This is a genomic window from Colidextribacter sp. OB.20, assembly GCF_009911595.1.
Taxonomy (GTDB): domain Bacteria; phylum Bacillota; class Clostridia; order Oscillospirales; family Oscillospiraceae; genus Lawsonibacter.
Window position 1 is genome coordinate 52205 of the sequence record NZ_QWKG01000018.1, and the last position, 22221, is coordinate 74425.

General features: G+C 61.4%; 20 protein-coding genes and 1 pseudogene. 14 read left to right on the top strand and 7 right to left on the bottom strand.

Annotation, left to right across the window (positions count from 1 at the left end; translation table 11 throughout):
- Window positions 1-7 precede the first annotated feature (7 nt).
- The 11 genes from D1641_RS05870 to D1641_RS05920 all read left to right on the top strand — a co-directional run bounded on the left by D1641_RS05870 (window position 8) and on the right by D1641_RS05920 (window position 9462).
- The gene (locus D1641_RS05870; RefSeq protein ID WP_160663637.1) at window positions 8-1636 is read left to right on the top strand and encodes an isopeptide-forming domain-containing fimbrial protein; all 1629 of its coding nucleotides are present in this window, start codon (window positions 8-10) and stop codon (window positions 1634-1636) included.
- A 77-nt stretch (window positions 1637-1713) separates the two neighbouring features.
- On the top strand, window positions 1714-2568 hold the full coding sequence (locus tag D1641_RS05875) for a class C sortase (protein WP_160663639.1): 855 nt from the start codon (window positions 1714-1716) through the stop codon (window positions 2566-2568).
- Between the two features lie 39 nt (window positions 2569-2607).
- Window positions 2608-3840 (top strand): Cna B-type domain-containing protein, encoded by a 1233-nt coding sequence (locus tag D1641_RS05880; RefSeq protein ID WP_160663641.1) that lies wholly within the window; start codon window positions 2608-2610, stop codon window positions 3838-3840.
- Window positions 3830-4462, top strand: a complete 633-nt coding sequence (locus D1641_RS05885) for a sortase (protein ID WP_160663643.1) — start codon at window positions 3830-3832, stop codon at window positions 4460-4462. Before D1641_RS05880 ends, D1641_RS05885 begins: the two co-directional genes overlap by 11 nt.
- Before the next feature lie 70 nt (window positions 4463-4532).
- Window positions 4533-5645, top strand: a complete 1113-nt coding sequence (locus D1641_RS05890; protein ID WP_243149280.1) for a transglutaminase-like domain-containing protein — start codon at window positions 4533-4535, stop codon at window positions 5643-5645.
- A 54-nt stretch (window positions 5646-5699) separates the two neighbouring features.
- Window positions 5700-6728 carry a type II secretion system F family protein gene (locus tag D1641_RS05895; RefSeq protein WP_160663645.1) on the top strand — a complete coding sequence of 343 codons (1029 nt, stop codon included), beginning with the start codon at window positions 5700-5702 and terminating at the stop codon, window positions 6726-6728.
- 1 nt (window position 6729) lies between these two features.
- Window positions 6730-7056: a hypothetical protein gene (locus D1641_RS05900; protein ID WP_243149281.1), complete on the top strand. Its 327-nt coding sequence runs from the start codon at window positions 6730-6732 to the stop codon at window positions 7054-7056.
- Window positions 7053-7532, top strand: a complete 480-nt coding sequence (locus tag D1641_RS05905; protein WP_160663647.1) for a DUF4860 domain-containing protein — start codon at window positions 7053-7055, stop codon at window positions 7530-7532. Before D1641_RS05900 ends, D1641_RS05905 begins: the two co-directional genes overlap by 4 nt.
- Window positions 7529-7981, top strand: a complete 453-nt coding sequence (locus D1641_RS05910) for a hypothetical protein (protein WP_160663648.1) — start codon at window positions 7529-7531, stop codon at window positions 7979-7981. Before D1641_RS05905 ends, D1641_RS05910 begins: the two co-directional genes overlap by 4 nt.
- Window positions 7971-8393 (top strand): hypothetical protein, encoded by a 423-nt coding sequence (locus tag D1641_RS05915; protein WP_160663650.1) that lies wholly within the window; start codon window positions 7971-7973, stop codon window positions 8391-8393. The genes D1641_RS05910 and D1641_RS05915 overlap by 11 nt, the downstream gene beginning before the upstream one ends.
- A gap of 13 nt (window positions 8394-8406) precedes the next feature.
- Window positions 8407-9462 carry a PilT/PilU family type 4a pilus ATPase gene (locus tag D1641_RS05920; protein ID WP_160663652.1) on the top strand — a complete coding sequence of 352 codons (1056 nt, stop codon included), beginning with the start codon at window positions 8407-8409 and terminating at the stop codon, window positions 9460-9462.
- 67 nt (window positions 9463-9529) lie between these two features.
- Here D1641_RS05920 and D1641_RS05925 read toward each other — a convergent pair whose 3' ends face one another.
- From D1641_RS05925 to D1641_RS05940, 4 genes are all read right to left on the bottom strand, one after another.
- Entirely contained in the window at window positions 9530-10348 is an 819-nt protein-coding gene (locus tag D1641_RS05925) for a M15 family metallopeptidase (protein ID WP_243149282.1), read from the bottom strand.
- Window positions 10349-10443: 95 nt separating this feature from the next.
- On the bottom strand, window positions 10444-11211 hold the full coding sequence (locus tag D1641_RS05930; RefSeq protein ID WP_160663654.1) for a hypothetical protein: 768 nt from the start codon (window positions 11209-11211) through the stop codon (window positions 10444-10446).
- A complete protein-coding gene (locus D1641_RS19845) occupies window positions 11208-12623 on the bottom strand; it encodes a sensor histidine kinase (RefSeq protein ID WP_160663656.1) in 1416 nt (471 codons plus the stop codon). Before D1641_RS19845 ends, D1641_RS05930 begins: the two co-directional genes overlap by 4 nt.
- A complete protein-coding gene (locus D1641_RS05940; protein ID WP_160663658.1) occupies window positions 12620-13279 on the bottom strand; it encodes a response regulator transcription factor in 660 nt (219 codons plus the stop codon). The genes D1641_RS19845 and D1641_RS05940 overlap by 4 nt, the downstream gene beginning before the upstream one ends.
- A gap of 238 nt (window positions 13280-13517) precedes the next feature.
- Between D1641_RS05940 and D1641_RS05945 the strand changes: the two genes are divergently transcribed.
- Entirely contained in the window at window positions 13518-16808 is a 3291-nt protein-coding gene (locus D1641_RS05945; RefSeq protein ID WP_160663661.1) for an InlB B-repeat-containing protein, read from the top strand.
- 45 nt (window positions 16809-16853) lie between these two features.
- Here the strand turns inward: D1641_RS05945 and D1641_RS05950 are convergent, their stop codons facing one another.
- A complete protein-coding gene (locus tag D1641_RS05950; RefSeq protein ID WP_160663663.1) occupies window positions 16854-18542 on the bottom strand; it encodes a DAK2 domain-containing protein in 1689 nt (562 codons plus the stop codon).
- Window positions 18543-18569: 27 nt separating this feature from the next.
- Window positions 18570-18917: an Asp23/Gls24 family envelope stress response protein gene (locus D1641_RS05955; RefSeq protein ID WP_160663665.1), complete on the bottom strand. Its 348-nt coding sequence runs from the start codon at window positions 18915-18917 to the stop codon at window positions 18570-18572.
- Between the two features lie 218 nt (window positions 18918-19135).
- Between D1641_RS05955 and D1641_RS05960 the strand changes: the two genes are divergently transcribed.
- Window positions 19136-20065, top strand: a complete 930-nt coding sequence (locus tag D1641_RS05960; protein ID WP_347707393.1) for a YitT family protein — start codon at window positions 19136-19138, stop codon at window positions 20063-20065.
- Window positions 20066-20137: 72 nt separating this feature from the next.
- Here D1641_RS05960 and D1641_RS05965 read toward each other — a convergent pair whose 3' ends face one another.
- Window positions 20138-20794 (bottom strand): S-layer homology domain-containing protein, encoded by a 657-nt coding sequence (locus D1641_RS05965; protein WP_160663667.1) that lies wholly within the window; start codon window positions 20792-20794, stop codon window positions 20138-20140.
- Between the two features lie 182 nt (window positions 20795-20976).
- Here D1641_RS05965 and D1641_RS19650 point away from each other — a divergent pair.
- Window positions 20977-22221 (top strand): annotated as a pseudogene (locus tag D1641_RS19650) (stage II sporulation protein E); the annotation flags it as partial.

Below are 22221 nucleotides of genomic sequence, written 5' to 3' on the forward strand. Positions count from 1 at the left end.
ATAGAACATGAAAAAATTCAAGAAATTGGCGGCTTCCATGCTGGCGCTGGTTATGGCGCTGGGCATGGTGGCCCCCGCGATGGCGGCGGAGGGCGATCCCTATGCCGGAAATGACCCGAAAAAGGCTTCCCTGAGCACAGCCTCCACCGGGCATCAGTTCACCGTATATCAGCTCTTCAAGGCTGCTCCCGCTGACGGCAGCTCCCTGAAGGAAAATACCATCGAGTGGGGTGACAGTGTAATCCCCGGAACCCTGATTGAGGCCCTGAAGCGGGACTTTCCGGAGGCCTTTGAGTCCATTACCGCCGAATCTAGCGCTCAGGATGTAGCGAAGGTCCTGCACGACAAGTTTGAGACCCCTGGCTCCCAGTTCAGCAGCGTTGCGAACAATGCCGCTCTGGCTAAGACGATTGCCACCAGCGGAGCGTTCAATACCAGTGTTCTGGTGACCGACAAAAACACCCAGGATGTTTTGACCGGCTACTGTGTGATGGTAGACCAGCCGACCACGGGCGAGCCCATCTATATGCTCCGGACCGTGACTGGAGACGTAAAGATTGCCCCCAAGGACAGCACCTCCCAGGTGACCAAGGAGGTCTGGGATGAGGATAAGAAGAACGCAGAGGGCGAAGTTGTGGGCGGCTGGTCCGACGGCGCTATCTACAAGGTGGGCGACGATGTCAACTTCAAGCTGACTGTGGCGCTGCCTGATGATATCAAGAGCGGGAAGTGGACGAACGCGACTGACACCAGCGGCTATAACATCGTACTGCACGATGTGCAGAGCGAGGGGCTGACCTTTAAGCCGGAGAGCGTTGTAATCACAGTGAAAGCCGCCGGCAAACCGGATCAGGTACTGACTTCGCCCGACCTGTATACCTTGATTGAGAGTCCTGAGGATAGCTGCACCTTTGAAATCAAGATCCCCAACGCGCAGGAGCTGGAAAATGCAGCTCCCGGCGCCCTGATCGAGATCACCTATCAGTCCCAGGTGAATGAGAATGCCGTCACCGGCACAGACGGTAACTCCAACAAGGTAGATATGAATGTCAATACTGACGTTATCCCCGGCGAGGAGGTTAAGGTGTTTGAGCTGGAGCTGGACGTGAACAAGGTGGATGGCGACGGCAAGCCCCTGACTGGCGCTGAGTTCGCACTGTACAACCCGGATGATATCGGCGAGGACGGCAAGCCCATCGAGGGCCGCGATCCTGTTTATGTCCTGACTCCGAGCACGGAAGAGTTCACAGATAGTGAGGGCGTTGCCTGGCCCGCCGGCAGCAGGTTTAGCGTTAAGGGCCTGAAGGCTGGGACCTATATGCTGGTGGAGACTAAGAAGCCCGACGAAAAGTATAATGATATTGCCCCCATTGAGGTTGTGATTACCGCTGATAAGACTGAGACCACTGGTCCTGAGGGCGGCAAGCTGACAATTACTGTCAATCAGGAGAGCAAGCTTACTGTGGACGACGACGGCGTGATCAACGGCACCATCGTAAACAATCAGGGCCTGCAGCTGCCTGAGACCGGCGGCATCGGCACCACAATCTTCTACATTCTCGGCGGCGCGCTGGCCGTTGGCGCGGTGGTTCTGCTGATCACCAAGCGGCGTGTTGGCAGCTCTGACGACGAGTAAGACAAGAACTTAACAAAGAATCCGCGCCCCCGCCGCGCCGCGGTATGGCCGCGGCGCGGTAGGGGAATTGAAGCAGAATGAAAAAGCATCTGTCCACTGTATTGCTGATTGGGGTACTTCTGGCGGGGGTCGCCCTGCTGCTGTACCCCACAGCAAGCGACTATTGGAACTCCTTCCACCAATCCCAGGCCATTTCCACCTATACGGAAGAGGTGGCCAACCTGAACCACGAGGACTATGAGAGAATCTGGCTGAGCGCCGTGGAGTACAACGAGCGGATGGCGGATAAAACCACCCCTTATCTGCTGTCAGAGGCGGAGTGGGCCGACTATCTCAGCCAGCTGAACATGACGGAAAACGGCGTCATGGGCTATATTGACATTCCGAAGATCAACTGCACCCTGCCCATCTACCACGGCACGGCGGAAACCGTGCTCCAGATTGCGGTGGGGCATATCGAGAGCAGCTCCCTGCCGGTGGGCGGCCCGTCCAGCCACAGCGTGCTGTCGGGACACCGGGGCCTGCCCAGCGCCAAGCTGTTTACCGACCTGGATCAGCTTGTGGAAGGGGATTACTTCCAGCTGCAGATTTTGAACGAGACACTTACCTATGAGGTGGACCAGATCCGCATCGTCCTTCCGGAGGAGATGAATGATCTGAACATTATCCAGGGTCAGGACTACTGCACCCTGGTAACCTGCACCCCATACGGCATCAACAGCCACCGGCTGCTGGTGCGGGGCACGCGGATTGAGAATCCCCACTCGGGCTCGGCCCGGGTGACCTCCGACGCGGTGCGCGTCGATCCCATGCTGGTGGCCCCCGTGGTGGCCGCCCCCATGCTGCTTCTGCTGGCGATATGGCTGATTGTCAACCCCGGCGGGAAGAAGAAAAAGAAGAAAGCGAAATTGAAGAAGAATATAACGCCCTGAGGCGCCTCAGGCGCCGGGCGTGGAAAGGCGGGCATCCAAATGAAACTGAAAACATACCTGCGGCGGAGCGTTTCGTGGGGCCTGTGCCTGTTTATGTGCGCCGCCCTGCTGGCCCGGCCGGCCCTGGCTGCGGAGAGCATTCGGGACATGACGGCAGAGGAGTATGGGAGGGAGTGCTCCCTGCTCCTGAACTACCCGGGCGTGAAGATTACCGTTGAGCTGTATAATGTGGCCGACGTCAGCCGGAGCGTGTCCTACGACGCGGCGAAGGGCCAGTTCGCCTCTGTCCTGGAGGACCTGGGCGAGGACCTGAACACAACCCGGACCGCCGGAGACTGGCGGACTCTGGCGAAAACCCTGTCCAGCCACCTGCCGGACACGCCCTTCCGGCAGAAGGAGACCCAGATCAGCGGCGAGAAGAGCACCGCCAGCTTCACTGGCCTGAAGCCCGGGCTGTATCTGGTCACCAACCAGACCTACCGGGACAAGGATGTGGTCTATAAGCCGGCCCCCTACCTGGTCTGCCTGCCCAACTGGATGAGCTATGAGGACGGGACGGGCGCGGAGAAATGGGGCTGGGTCAGCGCTGTTGAGGTCCGCAGCAAGGTCACGCCCGAGGACCCGGGCGAGCTGGTCTCGCTCCAGGTGGTAAAGCGCTGGAGAAACGAGAACGGAGGCACCCTCAGAAATCCGCCCAACAGCATCCAGGTGGAGCTGCTGAAGGACGGCAAGTATGATCGGACCATCACCCTGACCAAGGCGGACAACTGGAAGGCCATTGTGCAGGGGCTGGACAGCTCCTACTCATGGACCGTGCGTGAGGTGCGGAACAGCGGGTACAGGGTGACCTATCACTACTACGACGAGTTCAATGTGGAGATTGTCAATACCCTGAGACCGAGCGATCCGAGTGACCCGGACGATCCGGACGACCCGCCGGATAAGCCGGACAAACCGGATAAACCGGGCAAACCGGACAATCCAGATCCCCCAGACAATCCCAATCCCCCGGATGAGCCGGATGAGCCGGATACTCCGACCCCCACGCCGCCCCCGATTGAAATCGAGGACCCGGACGTGCCTCTGGGACCTCCGCCGAAAATTCCGGGCGACCCCTATGAGGAGATCGAGCTGGACGACCCGGAGGTGCCCCTGTCAGACCTGCCTCAGACCGGCCAGCTGTGGTGGCCGGTGCCCCTGCTGGCCATCAGCGGGATATTCCTGTTCCTGATTGGCTGGGTGCGGTACAGGGGGGCGCAGTATGAGGAATAAAAATGGACTTGTCTGCATGCTCCTGGGGCTGCTGCTGCTGCTGTCGGCGGGGGGACTGACCGCCCACAACATGTGGGAGGACGACCGGGCCGGCGCCAGTGCCGGCGAGGCCTTTCAGGTGCTGCAGGCGGCCATCAATGAGACGAATGCCCTTGAGCTGCCCGAGGAGATTCTCCCCATCTATGAGATCGACCCCATGATTGACATGCCGGTGAAGGAGATCGACGGGAACAGCTATGTCGGCACCATCAGTATTCCGGCTCTGGACATGGAGCTGCCCGTACTGAATGAGTGGAGCTACCCCAACCTGAAAATTGCCCCCTGCCGCTACTACGGCTCAGCCTATCTAAAGAATATGGTCATCGCCGCCCACAATTATAAGCGGCACTTCGGCCAGCTGGTAAACCTGACTGTGGGCGACCAGGTCCAGTTTACCGATATGGACGGCAATGTGTTCAACTATTCGGTGGCCGCCATGGAGCAGCTCAGGCCGAACCAGACCCGGGATATGCTGACGGCCAACGGCTACGGCGGCTATGACCTGACCCTGTTTACCTGCACCATCGGCGGACGCCAGCGCTTCACGGTGCGCTGTGTTCAGATGGAGGAGGAGCCCGCCTGAGAGGGACGGCCCGCGGAGAGCAGGAACAGGATTGCAGATGCTTTGTTTTGCTCGTGAAAAGGAGGACCCCATGAAGCTGAAAAAATTGATCCCCCTGCTGCTGGCAGTGTGTATGCTGGCAGGCTGTATGCAGGCTGTCGCCGACGAGGATGCCTTCGGCCCCTCCAGCGCCAGACAGCCCCAGCGCACCGCCTCCAGCGAGGAGCCCCAGCCCCCCGCCGATCAGGAGGAGGGTGAGCCGGACGCCGGGAGCACCTCCACGCCGGCGGCGAGCTCAAACGCGTCCGGGGGAGGCTCCGCCTATATCGACCAGGTGCCCATGGAGGAGACCCACCTGGAGGATGACATTGTGCCCATGACCGCTTCTCCGGCGGCCCTGTCCACCGTGCTGATGCCGGCGGCCTCGGGCACGGCGGTAAAGAGCGGCGGCGGCGCGGAGATCGACTACTCCAACGTGCAGGATGGCTATGTGATGGTCCGGTTCGCGGGGAACAGCAGCAAGCGGCTGCGGGTGCAGGTGGGCGGTCCCACCACGACCTATACCTATGACCTGCCCACCGGGGGATGGTCGACCTTCCCCCTGTCTGACGGCAACGGCACCTATAAGGTCACGGCCCTCCAGAACACCACGGGGAAGAAATATGCCGTGCTGGCCTCAGCCAGCTTTGAGGTGTCGCTGAAGGATGAGTTCGCGCCCTTCCTGCGGCCCAACCAGTATGTCAACTATGAGAATGCCCCCAAGACCGTCGCGAAGGCGAAGGAGCTGACCCAGAATGTCAGCGGCCCGCTGGACAAGGTGGGCGCGGTGTACAACTATGTGGTGGGCAGTCTGAGCTATGACAACGCCAAAGCGGCGACGGTGCAGAGCGGCTATCTGCCCGAGCTGGACACCATTCTGGCGGGCAACAAGGGAATCTGCTTCGACTATGCCGCGCTGATGGCCGGAATGCTCCGCAGTCAGGGCGTTCCCTGCAAGCTGGTGGTGGGCTATGCCGGCAGCGTCTACCACGCCTGGGTCAGCGTATGGACCGAGCAGACCGGCTGGATTGACGGCGTAATTTTCTTTGACGGCACGGTCTGGCAGAGAATGGACCCCACCTTCGCCTCCTCCGGCAACAGCAGCACGGCCATTATGGAGTATATCGGCGACGGAAAGAATTACACGGTGCGCTACCTCTACTGATGTTCAGGCTCGGGGCCCGGCGCCCTGAAGATTCCTACTATTCCGGGAGCTTTTATGAGACATAAAATTTCCAACAATGAAATTGCCAGCCTGTGCCTGGAGCTGTCCCTGCTGTTTCACGCGGGGGTGGGTACAGCGGACGCCCTGTCTCTGCTGGCGGAGGACGGAGCCCAAAAGAAGCTGCTGACCGCTCTGGCCAAGCAGGTGGATGAGGGCGCCACCTTGTCCGCCGCCCTGCGGGAGAGCAAGAGCTTCCCTGTCTATGTCAGCGGCATGGTGGAGGTGGGCGAGCAGACCGGGCGGACAGAGGAGGCTCTGGCCGCCCTGTCCTGGTACTATGAGGAGCGGGCGCGGCTGAGCCGCCGGGTCCGCGGCGCGGTGATGTATCCGATGGTGATGCTGGCGCTGATGCTGCTGGTCATCGGGGTGCTGCTGGTCAAGGTGCTGCCCATCTTCGACGATGTATATGCCTCCCTGGGCGGGGAGCTCACCGGCGCGGCCGCGTGGCTGCTCGCCTTCGGCCAGCGCCTGGAGGAGTTTATGCCCATCCTGTTTGTGGGACTGGGCGTTTTGGTCGTTCTGGCGCTGCTTCTCAGCGTGATCCGGCCCCTGCGGTCCGCCGTGGGCAGGCTGTGGCAGGTGATCCGGGGGGACCGGGGGGTCTCCCGGAAGCTGAATAACGCCAAGCTGGCCCAGGCGATGGCCATGGGCATGGCCAGCGGCCTGCCTGTGGAGGAGGCGGTGGCCCTGTCGGCCAAGCTGATGGAGGGCGGCGCGAAGCGGCGCTGCCAGGACTGCCAGAGCCGGCTGGAGAAGGGCGAGAGCCTGGGCGGAGCCCTGCGGCTCAGCGGTTTGATGCCCGCCCGGCAGTGCCGTCTGCTGGAGCTGGGCGAACGCAGCGGCGCAGGAGACGCCTCCATGGAAAAGATCGCCCGGGACCTGGGCGAGGAGGGGGACGCCGCCCTGGACGCCCTGGTGGGCGCGGTGGAGCCGGCGCTGGTGCTGGTCTGCTCCGTGCTGGTGGGGCTGATTCTGCTGTCTGTCATGCTGCCGCTGATGAATATTATGGCGGCAATCGGGTGAAATGATGAAAGGGAAAAAAAACGGCTGGATTACGTTGCTTCGGAACCTGCTGCTCCTTGGGCTGACGGCGGGGGTGTTTTTGTGTTTTGCACTGGCCGTGAACAATTTGGACAGCGGGCGGTCAGAGAAGAGCCTGGAGCAGCTGGAGGAGGCCCTGCGGCGGGGCTGCGTGGCCTGCTACGCCGCGGAGGGGGCCTATCCTGCCAGCCTGGACGATTTGCGGGAACGCTACGGGATTCAAATTGACGAGAAGCGGTATACCGTCCACTATACCGCCTTCGCGGAGAACCTGATGCCCGATATTACTGTGCTGGAGAACCTGCCATGAGAAGACAAGCCGGTCAACATCATATAGATGGACTGCTGATGCTGCTGCTGTTCGGCGTGTTCGCCGCCTGCGTGCTGGGCGTGCTGCTGACGGGGGCCAGGGCCTACCGGCGTCTGACCCAGCGGGACCGGGCGGCCTATGAGCAGCGGATTTGCGCCCAGTACATCACCTCCCGGGTTCGCCAGGGGGACGTGCGGGGGGGCGTGACGGTCAGGCCCTTCGGAGATACGCAGGCGCTGACGCTGACCAGCGGCGGCTATGTTACAAGAGTTTACTGGCATGAGGGATATCTGATGGAGCTGTACGCCGCCGAGGGGGCGCACCTGGCTCCCGAGGACGGAGAGCGGATTATGGCGCTGGAGGGGCTTTCGCTGGCTATGGACGGCGGATTGCTGACGGCGGAGATAGAGACAGGCGCGGGCGGGACGGAGAAGCTGTATCTTGTGCCCCGCAGCGGAGAGGGGGCGGCAGGATGAGAAACAAGCCACCCCTTATTTTAATGGAGCAGATGGTCATGCTGCTGGTGTTCGCGCTGGCGGCGGCGCTGTGCGTCCAGGCCTTCGTGAAGTCAGACGGCCTGTCCAAGGACAGCGAGGCCCGGGACCGGGCGGTCACCCTGTGCCAGAATGTGGCGGAGACCCTGCGCCATTTTGGCGGAGATATGGGCAATGCCCAGGTGAAAACGGCGGAAAAGCTGGGCTATCAGTGCGATCAGGGACTGCTGTATCAGGAGTTTGACGAGGACTGGAACCCGGCGGATAACGGCGTGTACCGGCTGGAGTCCGCAGGTGTGCCCACAGAGGTCCCTGGCCTCTGGAAGGCCAGGGTATCTGTAGCGAAGGGCTTCAACGTGGGCCAGGAGCCGGAGGTACTCTTCGAGCTGGAGGTGGCCTGGCAGCAGGAGGTGCGTGGCAGTGGGGGCTGAAAATCGGGAGCGCTTCTCTCCGCCGGCGGTGGGCGGCGTGTCTCTGCTGGTGGTATTCGCGGTGCTGTGCCTGACTATATTCGCCCTGTTGAGCCTGACCACGGTCCAGGCGGATGTGCGGCTGGCCGACGCCACCGCCCAGGCGGTAAGCGATTACTACGCCGCCGACTGCCAGGCCCAGGAGATGCTGGCCAGGCTGCGGAACGGGGAGCGGCCAGCGGGCGTGCAGTTCTACGGCAGCGGCGGAGATTATGCCCAGTACGACTGCCCCATCTCGGATACCCAGCAGCTTCAGGTGCTGGTGCAGCTTGGGGAGGACGGGAGCTGGAGCGTCCTGCGGTGGCAGGCGGGGCTGTCCCAGGAGTGGTCGGCGGAGGAGTATCTGGGCGTTTGGGACGGCGTGGTACAGTAAAGGAGGGTCCGGTATGGGACTGAACGACTATTTGAAGCGGGCGGTGGAGGATCGGGCGTCGGACCTGTTTATTGTGGCCGGCGCGGCGGTGTCCGCCAAGCGGGAAAACCGGCTGATCCCAATCACCTCAGAGCGCGTCATGCCCAGAGAGGCGGAGACGCTGGTCCATGAGGCCTACGACATCGCGAACCGCCCCCCGGACCGCTTCTTTGAGGAGGGGGATGACGATTTCTCCTTCTCGGTGGCCGGGCTGGCCCGGTTCCGGGTCAATGTCTACCGGCAGCGGGGCTCCATGGCCATGGTCATCCGGGTGGTGGCCTTCGACATCCCCCACTGGCGGGATCTAAGCATTCCGGATCAGATTATGTCCCTGGCGGACGTGTTCCACGGCATGATTCTGGTCACGGGCACGGCGGGCAGCGGCAAGTCCACCACCCAGGCCTGCATCATCGACCAGATCAACCGCACCAAGGAGTGCCACATCATCACCCTGGAGGACCCCATCGAGTACCTCCACCGGAACAGGCGGAGCATCGTGAGCCAGCGGGAGATTGCCATCGACACCATCGACTACCCCTCAGCCCTGCGGGCCTGCCTGCGTCAGGCTCCGGACGTGATCCTGCTGGGGGAGATGCGGGACCAGGAGACCATCCACACCGCCATGACGGCGGCGGAGACGGGCCATCTGCTCATCGCCACCCTGCACACCAATGGGGCGGTGAACACCATTGACCGGATTGTGGACACCTTCCCCAGCGGACAACAGGAGCAGGTGCGGGCCCAGCTGAGCATGGTGCTGCACACGGTGGTATCCCAGCAGCTGGTGCCCGGTGTCAGGGGGAAGCTGGTGCCCGCTTTTGAGATTATGCGGGCGAACAACGCCATCCGCAGCCTGATCCGGGACAATAAGACCTATCAGATCGACAACGCCATCGCCGCCGGCAGCGGAGAGGGCATGATGACCATGGACCAGTCGCTGCTTGCCCTCTATCGGGCCCGGGAGATTACCGCCGACTCGGCCATCAGCTTCGCCGACAACCCCGAGCAGATGCGGCGGAGGATCGGATAGCATACGCTTTGAGAAAAGATAAGAGGGACAGGCCGAAGGGGCCTGTCCCTCTGCCGCTGAAGCGGGGTCAGAAGGTCCCGGAGAGGTATTCCTCCAGGCAGATATTCAGGGTGTGAATCCGCTCCGCGTCCACCCGGCCCACATAGCGGTAGTGCCAGGGCTCATAGAGGATGCCGGTGATCTCGCTCTTCCCGCTGGGGTAGCGGAGGATAAAGCCGTACTCCCAGCTGTGGGCCATCAGCCACCTCTGCACGGCGGTGTCCTCCTGGCTCTCGTCCAGCAGCTGGTTGTTCAGGTCCACAATGTCCACTGCCAGCCCGGTCTGGTGCTCGCTGGTGCCGGGGAAGGCGGTCAGCTTTCCCGTCTCCTCCTCGGCCTCCTCCCGGGAGTACCCCTGGGCCATCAGCCGGTCCACCCGGCTGGAGAACAGCTCCTCCTGTCTCTCCCGGGAGCGGTAGGCGGAGCAGACCACCGGGGACAGGCCCTCCGCCCGGCAGGCATCCAGCATGGCCTGGAGATCGCACAGGCACCGCTCGTCCACCTGCAGGCCGTTTTGCAGCTCCACTGTCTGGAGGGAGTAGTCCTCCGGCAGGGGGTTCCAGCGGTTGACCAGAATCAGGCTCCAGCTGTCCCGGCTGACGGGTTCCCTGGGGGGCTCGGGCTCAGCCGGGGCTGTGGGCTCAGCCGGGGCGGGATTTCGGGCATAGATGGTGAGGGAGTCCGGCCTGACCGGCTCCGGCGGGGCGGCCTCCTCCCAGGGGGCCAGAGCGGCCATCAGGACCGCCGATGCGCCCAGAAGGACCGCGATGGAGAGCAGGCCGTCCAGCAGTCTGTGCAGCCGGCGGCGGAGATACCGCCTCCGGCCTGGTTTTCCTTGACGCTTCATGATGAAAAACACCTCGCTGTGATTGGGATTGTCCCTATCATAGCGGGGTGTTTCCTTCAAATGTCATCATTCTGCCATCAATTCGGCATCGGGGGTCAAAAATTGAAGCGGACCTCGTCGGGATAGATCTCCAGCGACAGGCTGCAGATCTGTGCGGTATCGTCGCCGTAAAATTCCAGATCCAGCAGAAAATTCGCCCCGCCATTCGGAAAATACTCAAGCTCTGTGACCGTCGTCAAAGTGGCGCCGTAGTAGTGCTGCAAAAATGAGGCCCATATATCCAGCAGGACCCAGCAATTTTCTATCGCCTTTGTACTATATATGGTCAGGCCGCCCATGGTCTGTGACGAAGAGGCGTCGACCGTCTCCGCGAGGGTGCTCAGGTGTAGCTGAACGGCCTTTCCGCTGGCATCGTCCACCGTGATGGTGCAGAAGGCCGTGTCCTCATCAGCCCAGCGGCAGTTCCAAACCAGGGCGGAGCCGCCGTCCTCAGCCACCATCAGGCAGGGCTCGGCGGTCATGCCAACCTTACTCAAAACCTGCATCCCCTTTTTTTGCAGCAGGCCAAAGGAATACATCACATCCAGCGTCTCCACCGCTGTCTGGAGGGCCTGTTCCTCTGTCAGGGCGGTGCCGCTGCTCCAAGGGATGTTCACATATTCCGAAGAGGCGATCCGCAAGCTCTGCTCCAGCCCCTCGTTTTGCAGCAGAGTCAGGCTGACGGTGTTCAGGTCCATATCCTCCTGGAGCTTCCCAATCTGCGCGTCCTGAACCGCGGCGGACAGCCAGGGCATGGCCGCCCCCAAGGCGATAAGCAGCAGGGTGAACAGGGAGGGCAGATACCGTCTCAGAGTATTTTTCATTCCGTCCGGCCTCCTCTCAGCTCCACCGTGACACAGGCCCCGCCCTGGATGCGGTTGCCAAAACGGATGCTCCCATTGTGCAGAGCGGCGATCTCCTGGCACAGGGCCAGCCCCAGGCCGAAGCCCCCCTGCTTCCGGGAGCGGGCCTTGTCCACCCGATAGAAGGCCTCGGTCAGGTGCTCCAGGGCCTGGGGCGGGATGCCCCGCCCGCTGTCCAGCACCTGGAGCCGGCAGCCGTCCTCCAGCATCCGCAGCCGGAAGGTGAGCTGTCCCCCGTGCTCCATGGACTTTTTGGCGTTATCCGCCAGGTTCAGCAGCAGCGACCAGGTCAGGTCGGGCTCCAGATAGCAGAACCCCTCCTCGCAGTCGCAGGAGACCTGGATCCCCTTGGCCCCGTAGGGCGGACCCAGCCGGCGGACCAGCTCCTCCACCAGCTCCCCCGGGCTGACCTCCACAAGGGGCATGTCCTGGCGCTGGATGACCAGCAGATCCAGCAGCTTTCTTGACAGGCTCTCCAGCCGCTTGCCCTCGGAGTAGAGATAGCCCGCCGCCTCGGTCTGCTCCTCCGGAGTCAGGGTGCCGCTGCGGATGAGCTCGGCGTAGCCGATGAGGGAGGTCATGGGGGTTTTCATCTCGTGGGCGAAGCTGCCCACAAACCGCTCCTGCCGTTCCACCGAATGGCGCAGCTCCAGAATCTGCTCCTCCAGCCGGTCGGCCATGACGTTGAAGTCCTGGGAGACCATGCCGATCTCGTCGGAGGACCGCACCCGGACCCGGCTGGCGTAGTTGCCCGAGGCGATGGCCCTGGAGGTCCGGGACAGGGCCTCCAGCGGGGCGGTGAGCACCCGGGACACCGAGTAGGACAGGGCCGCGCACAGCAGGCACATCACCGCAAAGACCTGGAGATAGGTGCGCTGCTGGTCCTGCCGGGCGGCGTAGAGGGCGGAGATGTCGTGGCTGGTGGTGAGGCGGAGCACGTCCTTCCCCGTCTCCACCGCCCCGGAAAAGACCAGGTAGTGCCTGCCCTCCAGGTCGTCCGCCACGCAGAACCGGCAGCCGCCGGGCTGGGGGTCCTCCGCGGCCTGGACGGACTGGAGAAAGGAGGCGCGGGTGACGCCCGACTCGTACAGCACCTCGTCCCCGGCGGACAGGCGCAGGTCCGACCAGGAGGCGCTGTTCTGCTGATAGAGCTGGGCCATGGTCTGGGCGATGGCCTCCCGGTCCAGATAGGGGTTCAGGCTGTTGACAATCTGGAGGGTGCCCCAGGCCATGCGGTAGTCCCCGAAGGCGGCGGACTTCTCCCGCTCCAGGGAGTCCCGGAAGGAGCCGGAGATCAGCAGGCTGCCCCCAATCCCGAAGAGGAGGGAGAGCAGCACCAGCATGGACAGGGTCATCTTCAGATGAAATTTCACCCTCCCACCTCCAGCCGGTAGCCCACCTTGTTCACCGCCTGGAGACAGTGCTCCCAGCCCACCTTCTTCCGCAGGCGCTGGACGTGCAGGTCCACCGCCTTGCTGCCGAAGGGGTACTCCTCCCCCCAGACCCGCTCATAGATGGTCTCCCGGTACATGGCCCGCCGGGGGTTCCGGGCGAAGAGGAGGAGCAGCTCATACTCCGTCTTGGTCAGGCTGATCTCGGCCCCCTCCCGCCAAACCTGCATGGAGCCGGTGTCGATGCGCAGCCCGCCCACCTCCAGAATCATGTCCTGCTTCTTGTACCGGCGCATGACCACGTCGATCCTGGCCAGCAGCTCGATGACCTCGAAGGGCTTGACAATATAGTCCTCAGCCCCCAGCTTCAGCCCCCGCACCCGGTCCTGGACGGAGGCCTTGGCCGTCAGGAAGATTACCGGGATCTCCAGAGGGCGGATGTATTCCATCAGCTCAAAGCCGTCAATCTCCGGGAGCATCACGTCCAGCAGAATCAGGTCGTACTGGTTGTTCTCCAGCAGGTCCGCCGCCCCGGCGCCATCGTAGGCGCAGGTACAGTGATAGCCCTCCTTGGACAGGCTCAGGCGGATCAGGTTGGAAATGGGCTTTTCATCCTCAACAATCAAAACGTGCAGCAAGCGGCTTCCCTCCCTCGGCAGGCGGCATTAACTTCTATTATAGCACATAAATATTACATCGGTCAGGCATCAAAACGGCAACAAATATTTCCTCAGCCGCCCGGGAATCTGTAATTTTTACCGGCCCAGCCTTGACAGAGCCGGTGATATCCGGTAAAATTACTATGACTTAGCGTGTGCACATGCGGATTCTGATATCTGGCAGAACAGGCATGGGGCCATATCTTCGGAGGGGAACATGATGAAAAAACGGATTGTATCGACGATATTAGCCCTGTGCCTGCTGCTGCCGGCACTGCCTGTGAGCGCGAGGGCGGAGGAGCCGGCTGGCAGTACTCCTGGGGAACGTGGAAAGTCTCTTGCTGAGCTGTTTCAGGAGGATGGCACCATTGAGCTGAGCGGCGATGAAACTGTCAGCGAAACCCTGGTTGTACCGGCGGGAAAAACCGTGGTGCTCGACCTGAAAGGTTTTACAATCAATTCCACAGCCTCCCCCGCAATCAAGGTAGCGGGTAGGCTGACGGTGAAGGACAGTACAGCGGGTGATCCCCCCCTTGTCGACGACAAGAATGCTGTAACCTACAATTCTGGTCGTCTTATATGCAGTTCTGACGGTATCCATGCTCAGGAGGGCGGCACAGTTGACTTTCTGAGTGGAAAAGTGGAATCGAACCGGATTGGTATTGCTGCTATCGGCAATAAAACCGGCACCGGCGACCCGGTTAGGTCCAGTGTAAACATCCAAAATGGCTATGTGGAGGCAGTAGAAACTGCGGTCGCGGTACATGGCAGCGGAGCCTGGCTGAATGTTACCGGCGGGGTGCTCCTCAGTAAAGATAACGCTGTGATTGCCGGCAATGGAACAAATAATTACGGTGGCACATCTATTGCTATGCATGGCGGCACCTTAATCGGCAAGATTACAACCCCTGGCTATATCCCCTGCGGGATTTACCATCCCCAGGATGGAGAGCTTATGGTCGGCGGCGGAGAAATTCGCGCTGACGGCGGCGTGGGTATTCTCATGCGGGGCGGTATTGCGTATATAGAAAAAGATGTTAAGATTACCGCTACCGGCTCCGGCTCCGGCAAGGTAGGCTACGCTGAACAGGGGATAGAGGCGGGTAAGCAGATTGCGCTGGACCAGAAGAGCGGCTATTATGATGGTAACAATATTCGCATTGTCGTGACAAATTCGGAGGACGATGATCGTGTGCCAGCCGCTTATTGTTCCGACGGATACAGTATACAGGCGGAAGAAGAAGAGGGTTTTGTCCGCTACTATGTCAAACCCACTGACAGCCCAGAGAAGTGTGTCGTCCACTTTGATTTGAACTATGATACCGATCTAAAGAACCCGGCGGACCAGGAGGCTGTCTGCGGTGAAACATTATTGAAGATGGGTAGGCCGACGTGCGATAGAGGAGATAAGGAGTATGATTTTCTTGGCTGGTACAAGGAGCCGGAGTGTATCAATAAATGGGATTTTGATATTGATAAAGTGGAAAGGGATACAACTCTCTATGCCAAGTGGAAAAAGACGAGAATTGATGTTATTTTCTATGCGAACGGGGGCCTCATTAAGAATGCTAGTGAAAACCAAACCAGTACAATCCATAAAAACGCAGCGGGTGTTAAACTTACAACTATCGCAGAGTGGGCTGGCCACGAATTTTTAGGGTGGTTTGATGATCCGGTAAACGGTGTAAAATATGAGTCCGGTCAGTCATGTGACTTTAAAAAGGATACATACCTCTATGCCCACTGGGCAGGTGAGCCGACTGCAGATGCACTGTATACAGTTACCATCGACCGCAACTACGACGGCGCACCCGACCCTACATATCGCTACGGTGTTAAGGTTGGCGGTAAAGTGGAAAAACCTGCTGATCCCGCGCGCCCACGGGGACATCATACATTCCTGGGCTGGTATAAGGATGCGGAGTTTAAAGAGCCCTGGAATTTTGACACGGACACAGTAACCGCGGATGTCTTCCTCTATGCCAAATGGGAGGACAGCAAGGCTCCCGTTGTCACGGAAAAGTTTACCGTCACTTTTGACAGTCAGGACGGAAGCGCAGTGGATTCTCAGGAAATTGAAAAAGGCGGCAAAGCAACGAAGCCCGACGACCCCGCTAAGGACGGCTACACCTTTGGCGGCTGGTACAGGGAGGCGGCCTGTGAAAACGCCTGGGATTTTGATAACGATACTGTGACGGGGAATATCACCCTTTATGCCAAATGGGAGGACAGCACCGTTGATTCGGAAAAATTTACCGTCACTTTTGACAGTCAGGACGGAAGCGCGGTGGATTCTCAGGAGATTGAGAAGGACGGCAAAGTAAGAGAGCCCAGCCAACCAACTCGTACCGGCTATACCTTTGGCGGCTGGTACAGGGAGGCGGCCTGTGAAACTGCTTGGGATCTTGATAACGATACTGTGACCGAAGATATCACCCTCTATGCCAAGTGGACCGAAAGGAGCGGCGGTGACACGGAGGAGGATAAAACCTACACCATCACCTTCAAGCTAGAGTACGCAGGCGCGGAGGATGTTATCAAGACTACGGGGAAGGATGGCAAGCTGACGGACTGGCCTGCGGATCCCACCCGTGAGGGCTATTCCTTCGACGGCTGGTACACCGCCAGTACTGGCGGTGAGAAAGCGCCTGACGCTTTCTCAAGCGACACCACTCTATACGCCCACTGGACCAAGGACGACGATCCCGACGAGACCCGCTACAGAATCTACACTCCCGGCAGCGTCTCCGGCGGCAGCTACGACGTGAGCCGCAGCTCCGCCACCCAGGGCACCCGGATTACGATTGAGTTCACCCCCAGGAGCGGCTATGATCTGGACTACCTGACAGTGACCAACCGGAGCACCGGGGAGGACGTGCCCCTCACCGAGCGCTACAGCGACGAGTACTACTTCACCATGCCGGACAGCAGCGTGGATGTGGACATCGCCTTCTCCAGGGAGCGGCCGGGGAACGTGTATTTCGACCTTGTCCCGCCCCAGGCCAAGCCCGGCCCCACAGCCTGGTACTACATGAACCGGCATATCTACCATATCACCGACGGCATGGTGCCCGACAGCACGCCCATCACCCGGGATATGCTGATCTCCGTGCTGTACAACCTCACCGACGAGAGTCTGCTGAACGTCCCTGGCGCCATCGGCAGCGAGACCAACAACGCCCACGCCTGGGCGGTCAGCAGCGGCGTTATGCCGGACATCTACGCCAGCGGCCTGTGGGGCATGGATAAGTCCCTGAGCCGGGAGCAGCTGGCCCTGATGGTATTCCAGTACGCCAGATATCGGGGCCACAGCACCTACCAGGGCGTGGAGCTCTCCCACTACGCCGACTCCAGACAGCTGCGCACCATCGCTCAGGACGCCATGTCCTGGAGCTTGGCGACCGGCCTGCTGAGCCCCGTCTCCGGCACCACGATTTCCCCCAAGGGTACAATAACCTGTGGACAGACGGGTGAGCTGTTCTACCGCTATCAGACTACCATCGCGTAACACAAAAATCCCCTGGAGCCCAAAGGCTCCAGGGGATTTTTATTCTTATTCGGCAGAAATCATATAGTAGTATACCGGCTGGCCTCCGGCCAGAAGAGTGACCTCCGCGTTGGGACAGGCGGCGGCGAAGATTTTTTCCGCCTCCTGGGCCTGTTCCTCTGTGACGTCGCAGCCGTAGAACAGGGAGATGAACTCCGCCTGCTGAAGGCTGCTGGATCTGGCCAAGTGGTCCAACAGGGCAGACAGGTCCTGGTCAGTGCCGAAGAGCTGGTGCTCCACCAGGGCCAGATAGTCCCCCTGATGGATGGCGAAGCCGTCGAAGTCGGAGTCCCGGGCGGCGTAGGTGATCTCACTGGTGCGGACGTTGGCGAAGCCCTCGGTCATGGCGGCGGTGTTGTCCGCCTCCTCCGCGTCCGGATCGGCGCACAGCATGGCGGAAATGCCCTGGGGCACCGTCTTGGTGGGCAAGACAATTACCCTTTTGTCCTCGCACAGGGGGATGGTCTGCTCGGCCGCCATGATGATGTTCTTGTTGTTGGGCAGGACGTAGACGATCTCCGCCGGGGTGGCGTCGATGGCCTTAAGGATGTCCTGCGTGGAGGGGTTCATGGTCTGGCCGCCCCCCACTAGGGCGTCTACCCCCAGGTCCTTGAACACAGCCTCCAGGCCGGCCCCGGCGCATACGGCCACGTAGCCGAATTTTTTCTCGGGGGCGGCGTGGACCGGCCCGGCGGGGGCGGACTGCTCCAGCTCGGCCTCCACAGCCTCCAGGTCGTCGGTGCTCTGGACGTGCTTTCCGGCGGCCAGGTCCTCGGCCTGGGTGCGCATATTCTCGATTTTGGCAAGCTCAAGGGTGCCGTACTTCTGGGCCTCATTCAGGGTGCTGCCCGGGGTATTAGTGTGGACATGGACCTTGAAAGCCTCGTCGTCCTCGCCGATCACCAGGCTGTCGCCGATGGAGTTGAGGTAGGTCCGGAAGGGCTCCAGGTCCACGTCCTCCCGGGACTTGCGCACGATGAATACCGTGTCGAAGGCGAAGGTGATGTCCTCCACATTGACCGCCTCAAAGTCGGCCTTGTCGCTGACAGCGGAGGCCTCCTCGCCGCTGTCCGGCATGGGCAGGCCCCGGACCTCGTCCAGCATGCCCTGGAGGATGACCAGAAAGCCCTTGCCGCCGGCGTCCACAACCCCGGCCTTTTTCAGTACCGGGTTCTGGTCCACAGTGTGGGCCAGGGCCTCCTGTCCCTCCTGGATGGCGGCCTCCAGAACGCCCTCGAAGGAGTCGTCCTCCCGGGCGCAGCCGGCGGCCCGGGCGGCGGCCAGGCGGGAGACGGTGAGGATGGTGCCCTCGGCGGGCTTCATAACGGCCTTGTAAGCGGCGGCCACCCCGAAGTCCAGGGCGATGGCCAGGTCCCGCCCGTCCATGGTCTCCTTCTCCTTGATGGCCTTGGAGAAGCCCCGGAAGAGCAGGGACAGGATGACGCCCGAGTTGCCCCGGGCCCCCCGGAGCAGGGCGGAGGCGGTGCCGACCGCGGCCTGGCCCACGGTGTCATACTGCTTTTTCCGCATCTCGGCGGCGGCGGCCCCGATGGTCAGGGTCATGTTGGTGCCGGTGTCCCCGTCGGGGACGGGGAAGACGTTCAAGTCGTTGATGGGCTGCTTCTGGGTGTTGATGGCGGCGTGGGCGTGGATCATCATCCGCTGAAAGACCGCCGCGTCAATCATCTTTACCATAGTCGGCATATTCCTTTCTGCGAATAATCAGAAGCGCATGGAGTCCACGCACACGTCCACCGAGGCGACCTCCACCCCAGTGGTCCTGCTGACCACATAGCGCACCTCGCTCATGATGGACCGGCACACGGCCATGAGGTTGACCCCGTTCTCCACGATAATGTGCAGCTCGATGGAGACAGTGCCGTCCTCGTTGTAATAGACCTTGACGCCCTTGGCCATGGACTCCCGCTTCAGAAGGTGGACCAGACCGTCGGTGGCGGAGCGCACCGCCATGCCCTTCACGCCGAAGCAGTTGGTGGCGGCACTGCCGGTGATGGTGGTGAACACGTCGCTGCTGATGCGGATCTCACCCAGCTCGTTTTCCAGTTTCATGGGAAATACCTTCCTTTCAAAGAGGATAGGGTTTGCTTATAGATCTTCATTTTATATTGTATTCGATTTTTCTGGAAAATACAAGCCTAAAGTTGAGAAGTCACGGCCCGAAAACCGGCGAAGGTAAAGACTCTGTGAATTTTGCGCCCTGTCCCTTGTGCCGCCGCGCCGGCAATGGTAGAATCAGAGCAACGAAATTGTAAAGGAGGCGGTCACCTGTGCGCGGCAGGGTAAAGGCCGCGGCCAGACTCAGGCTCAGGGCCTGGGCGGCGGCGATGCTTAGCTTTATCAGAAGATTTTCCCCCCTTAACTTCTCCTTTCTCCTCCTGGCGGGGATTGTCAACGCCATTGGCGTTACACTGTTCCTCGCGCCGGTCCAGTTGTATGACAGCGGGATGTCGGGCACGTCCATGCTGCTCTCCCAGGTGACGCCCCTGTCCCTGTCCGTGTTTCTGCTGATCCTGAACGTGCCGCTGCTCCTCTACGGCCTGAAAAGACAGGGCGCCGTCTTTACGGTGTACGCTATATTCTCAGTAACCATATACTCTGCCGCGGCCTGGCTGATTACAGATGTGCTGCCCATCGACGTGAGTATTGTGTCCCCGCTGGCCGGGACGGACCTGTTCCTGTGCGCGATATTCGGCGGGATCATCTCGGGAGTGGGCAGCGGCGTCGCTATCCGCTATGGGGGCGCCATGGACGGGATTGAGGTCATGGCGGTGATTTTCGCCCGGCGGATCGGGCTGTCCGTGGGCGTCTTTGTGATGATCTATAACATCGCCCTCTATATCATCTGCGGAATCGCAATCGGGAGCTGGATTCTGCCCCTGTACTCCATTGTGACCTACGCGGCCGCCTCAAAGACGGTGGACTTTGTGGTGGACGGCCTGGACAGCGCGAAATCTGCCATGATTATTACCACAAGGCCGGAGGAGATCAGTGAAGCGATTTCCTCCGAGTTCCGGATTGGCATCACAATCATCAGCGCGGAGGGCTACTACTCCAAGGAGCGAAAGACCATCCTCTACGCGGTGGTCAACCGATTCCAGATTGTCAAGCTGAAAAAGCTGATCAAGTCCATCGACCCGAACGCCTATGTGACGGTCACCCTGATTTCGGACCTGATGCATGGCAGCAAGGAGAAGTGAGTCACTGCAAACCTGCGGAAAGAAGCGCCGCTCTCCCCGGATGGGGAGGGCGGCGCTTTCTGCCGTGAGCGGTCAGGACTGGCGGGCGGTGGTGAAGTCATAGGCCTCGCAGATCACCTTGGCGGCCTGGGCCCGGGTCAGGCTGCTGTCGGGAAGGAACCTGCCGTCGCCGACGCCGTTCAGGATCTTATTGGCGAAGCAGTAGGCCACCGCTTTGGCGTGGAACACATTCAGGCCGGAGATATCCGTGATGTCTGCACGCACGATGTCCAGGCTGGCGGAGGCCAGGGTCCCCTTGCCGCAGTGGGTCAGATAGTTGTAGGTCATTACCGCCATATCCCCGCGGGGGATGGGGGTCTCGGCGTAGTCCGCCCACTTCTGCTGGTTGCTCATGGGGGTGTTGTAGAACAGGCCGTGGGCGTTGGCCACCATACAGTAGGCCGTCCACCAGGGGGCGTTGGGGAGGACCGCGATGGCGCTGACCTCGCTGAGGTAGCTGGTGTTGCACATCATGGTGGCGAAATGGGCGTAGGTCACGTCGCCCTCCGGGTCAAATATCCCTCCGCCCAGGCCGTGGACAAAGCCCAGCTGCGCGGCGCGGTTCACATATCCGGCGTACCACTGGGTTTGAGATACGTCGCTGAAGGCAGCCTCCTCCGCAGCCAGCGACGGGGCCGCCAGTGTCAGCAGGAGCGGGAGGACAAGGAACAGGGAGACCGTCTTTTTCATATAAACTCCTTCCTCATACAGGTCAAACGGGTCAAATCAATTTTATTATACCACAGCCGGGCAAAAGACGCAACAGCAGTCTCCTCCGAGAAAGTTCTCCACCACCCTTCCACGGTTCGACGCATAATTTCCAGAAACTGGAATATAATGGGGCTCCCAATTACACCAAGGAGGAGACCGCCATGACAGCCAAAACCATTTACAGCAAGCTGAACGCTCTGCGCCCACAGGAAAAGGAGGCCCGTCCGGCCAAGGCGGCGCCCCGGCCAAGGGAGGCTGCCTCTGTCCTGGCGGCGCTGGCGGAGACAGGCATCCACCTGCTGCTGGGGGCGGTGCTGGCGGGGGCGGTGATTCTGGAGGGGAGCGCCCCCTTCGGTGTGGCCTTCGCGGCGGCGGCGGGCTCCGGACTGTACGGCGGGGCGGCGCTGGTGGGGGTCTGCTTCGGCTCCATGATGGGGCTGGACCTGTCCGCCGGCCTGCGGTACTCCTCCGCAGCCATTCTAACCTTCGCCATCCACTTTGCCTTTTACGACTGGAAGCTGCTGCGCCGGCCCTGGGCCATGCCCCTGGTGGCCGGGACGCTCAACGCTGTCACCGGCTTGATTGTACGCAGCCAGACAGGCTGGAAGGAGATGGACGGGTTCTACTTCGCCCTGGAGATTGCACTGACGCTGGCCGCCGCCTGGGCCTTTCGGGGGGCGCTGGCCCCTATGGCCGGGCGAAAGAGGGACAGGACCTCCGCCGCCGCCCGGAGGGTGGGGCCGCTGGCCCTGGTGTGTGCCTGTTTGACGGCCATCGCTCCCCTGAAGCTCTTCGGCATCCCCATGCTGGGCGTCGCCGCGGTGGGGGCCTGCCTGGCCTGCCTGCGGTTCCCGGAGCAGTTTATGGGCTGGCTGGGGGTGGGGACCTTTCCCGAGGCAACCGCTGACCCCAGAGCCCAGCGCCTGGTCCGGCAGAAGCTGGAGCAGACCGCCAAGGCCTTCCGGACCCTGTGCGAGTCCCTCCGCTCCGCCTTCCGGATGCCGGAGAATGACAACGACGTGGCCACCGTCTTTGACCGGGCGGCGGGGCGGCAGTGCCGGGGGTGCACTCTCCGGGACCGCTGCTGGAAGGCGGACTACAACACCACCTTCAACGCCCTGAACGACGCCACCCCCGCCATGGTGGAGCGGGGGAGGGCGGAGGCGGCGGATTTCCCCCGGCACTTCGCCGACCGCTGCATCCACTTTTCCGACTTTGTGGCGGTGGTCAATGAGGAGCTCACCGCCCTGTTCTACCGCCGGCAGTACAACGCACGCATCCGGGAGAGCCGGGCGGCGGTGTGCCGGCAGTACGCCCAGCTGTCCGACCTGCTGGGGGAGGCGGCGGCCGAGCTGAGCCGGGAGCTGACCCCCGACCCGGCGGGGGAGCGCCGCCTGCGCCAGCGG

Excerpts from the sequence above, each read along its gene's own strand:
- D1641_RS05870 (WP_160663637.1), top strand. The coding sequence starts at position 8 with ATGAAAAAATTCAAGAAATTGGCGGCTTCCATGCTGGCGCTGGTTATG.
- D1641_RS05875 (WP_160663639.1), top strand. The coding sequence starts at position 1,714 with ATGAAAAAGCATCTGTCCACTGTATTGCTGATTGGGGTACTTCTGGCG.
- D1641_RS05880 (WP_160663641.1), top strand. The coding sequence starts at position 2,608 with ATGAAACTGAAAACATACCTGCGGCGGAGCGTTTCGTGGGGCCTGTGC.
- D1641_RS05885 (WP_160663643.1), top strand. The coding sequence starts at position 3,830 with ATGAGGAATAAAAATGGACTTGTCTGCATGCTCCTGGGGCTGCTGCTG.
- D1641_RS05890 (WP_243149280.1), top strand. The coding sequence starts at position 4,533 with ATGAAGCTGAAAAAATTGATCCCCCTGCTGCTGGCAGTGTGTATGCTG.
- D1641_RS05895 (WP_160663645.1), top strand. The coding sequence starts at position 5,700 with ATGAGACATAAAATTTCCAACAATGAAATTGCCAGCCTGTGCCTGGAG.
- D1641_RS05900 (WP_243149281.1), top strand. The coding sequence starts at position 6,730 with ATGATGAAAGGGAAAAAAAACGGCTGGATTACGTTGCTTCGGAACCTG.
- D1641_RS05905 (WP_160663647.1), top strand. The coding sequence starts at position 7,053 with ATGAGAAGACAAGCCGGTCAACATCATATAGATGGACTGCTGATGCTG.
- D1641_RS05910 (WP_160663648.1), top strand. The coding sequence starts at position 7,529 with ATGAGAAACAAGCCACCCCTTATTTTAATGGAGCAGATGGTCATGCTG.
- D1641_RS05920 (WP_160663652.1), top strand. The coding sequence starts at position 8,407 with ATGGGACTGAACGACTATTTGAAGCGGGCGGTGGAGGATCGGGCGTCG.
- D1641_RS05925 (WP_243149282.1), bottom strand. The coding sequence starts at position 10,348 with ATGAAGCGTCAAGGAAAACCAGGCCGGAGGCGGTATCTCCGCCGCCGG.
- D1641_RS05930 (WP_160663654.1), bottom strand. The coding sequence starts at position 11,211 with ATGAAAAATACTCTGAGACGGTATCTGCCCTCCCTGTTCACCCTGCTG.
- D1641_RS05945 (WP_160663661.1), top strand. The coding sequence starts at position 13,518 with ATGATGAAAAAACGGATTGTATCGACGATATTAGCCCTGTGCCTGCTG.
- D1641_RS05950 (WP_160663663.1), bottom strand. The coding sequence starts at position 18,542 with ATGGTAAAGATGATTGACGCGGCGGTCTTTCAGCGGATGATGATCCAC.
- D1641_RS05955 (WP_160663665.1), bottom strand. The coding sequence starts at position 18,917 with ATGAAACTGGAAAACGAGCTGGGTGAGATCCGCATCAGCAGCGACGTG.
- D1641_RS05965 (WP_160663667.1), bottom strand. The coding sequence starts at position 20,794 with ATGAAAAAGACGGTCTCCCTGTTCCTTGTCCTCCCGCTCCTGCTGACA.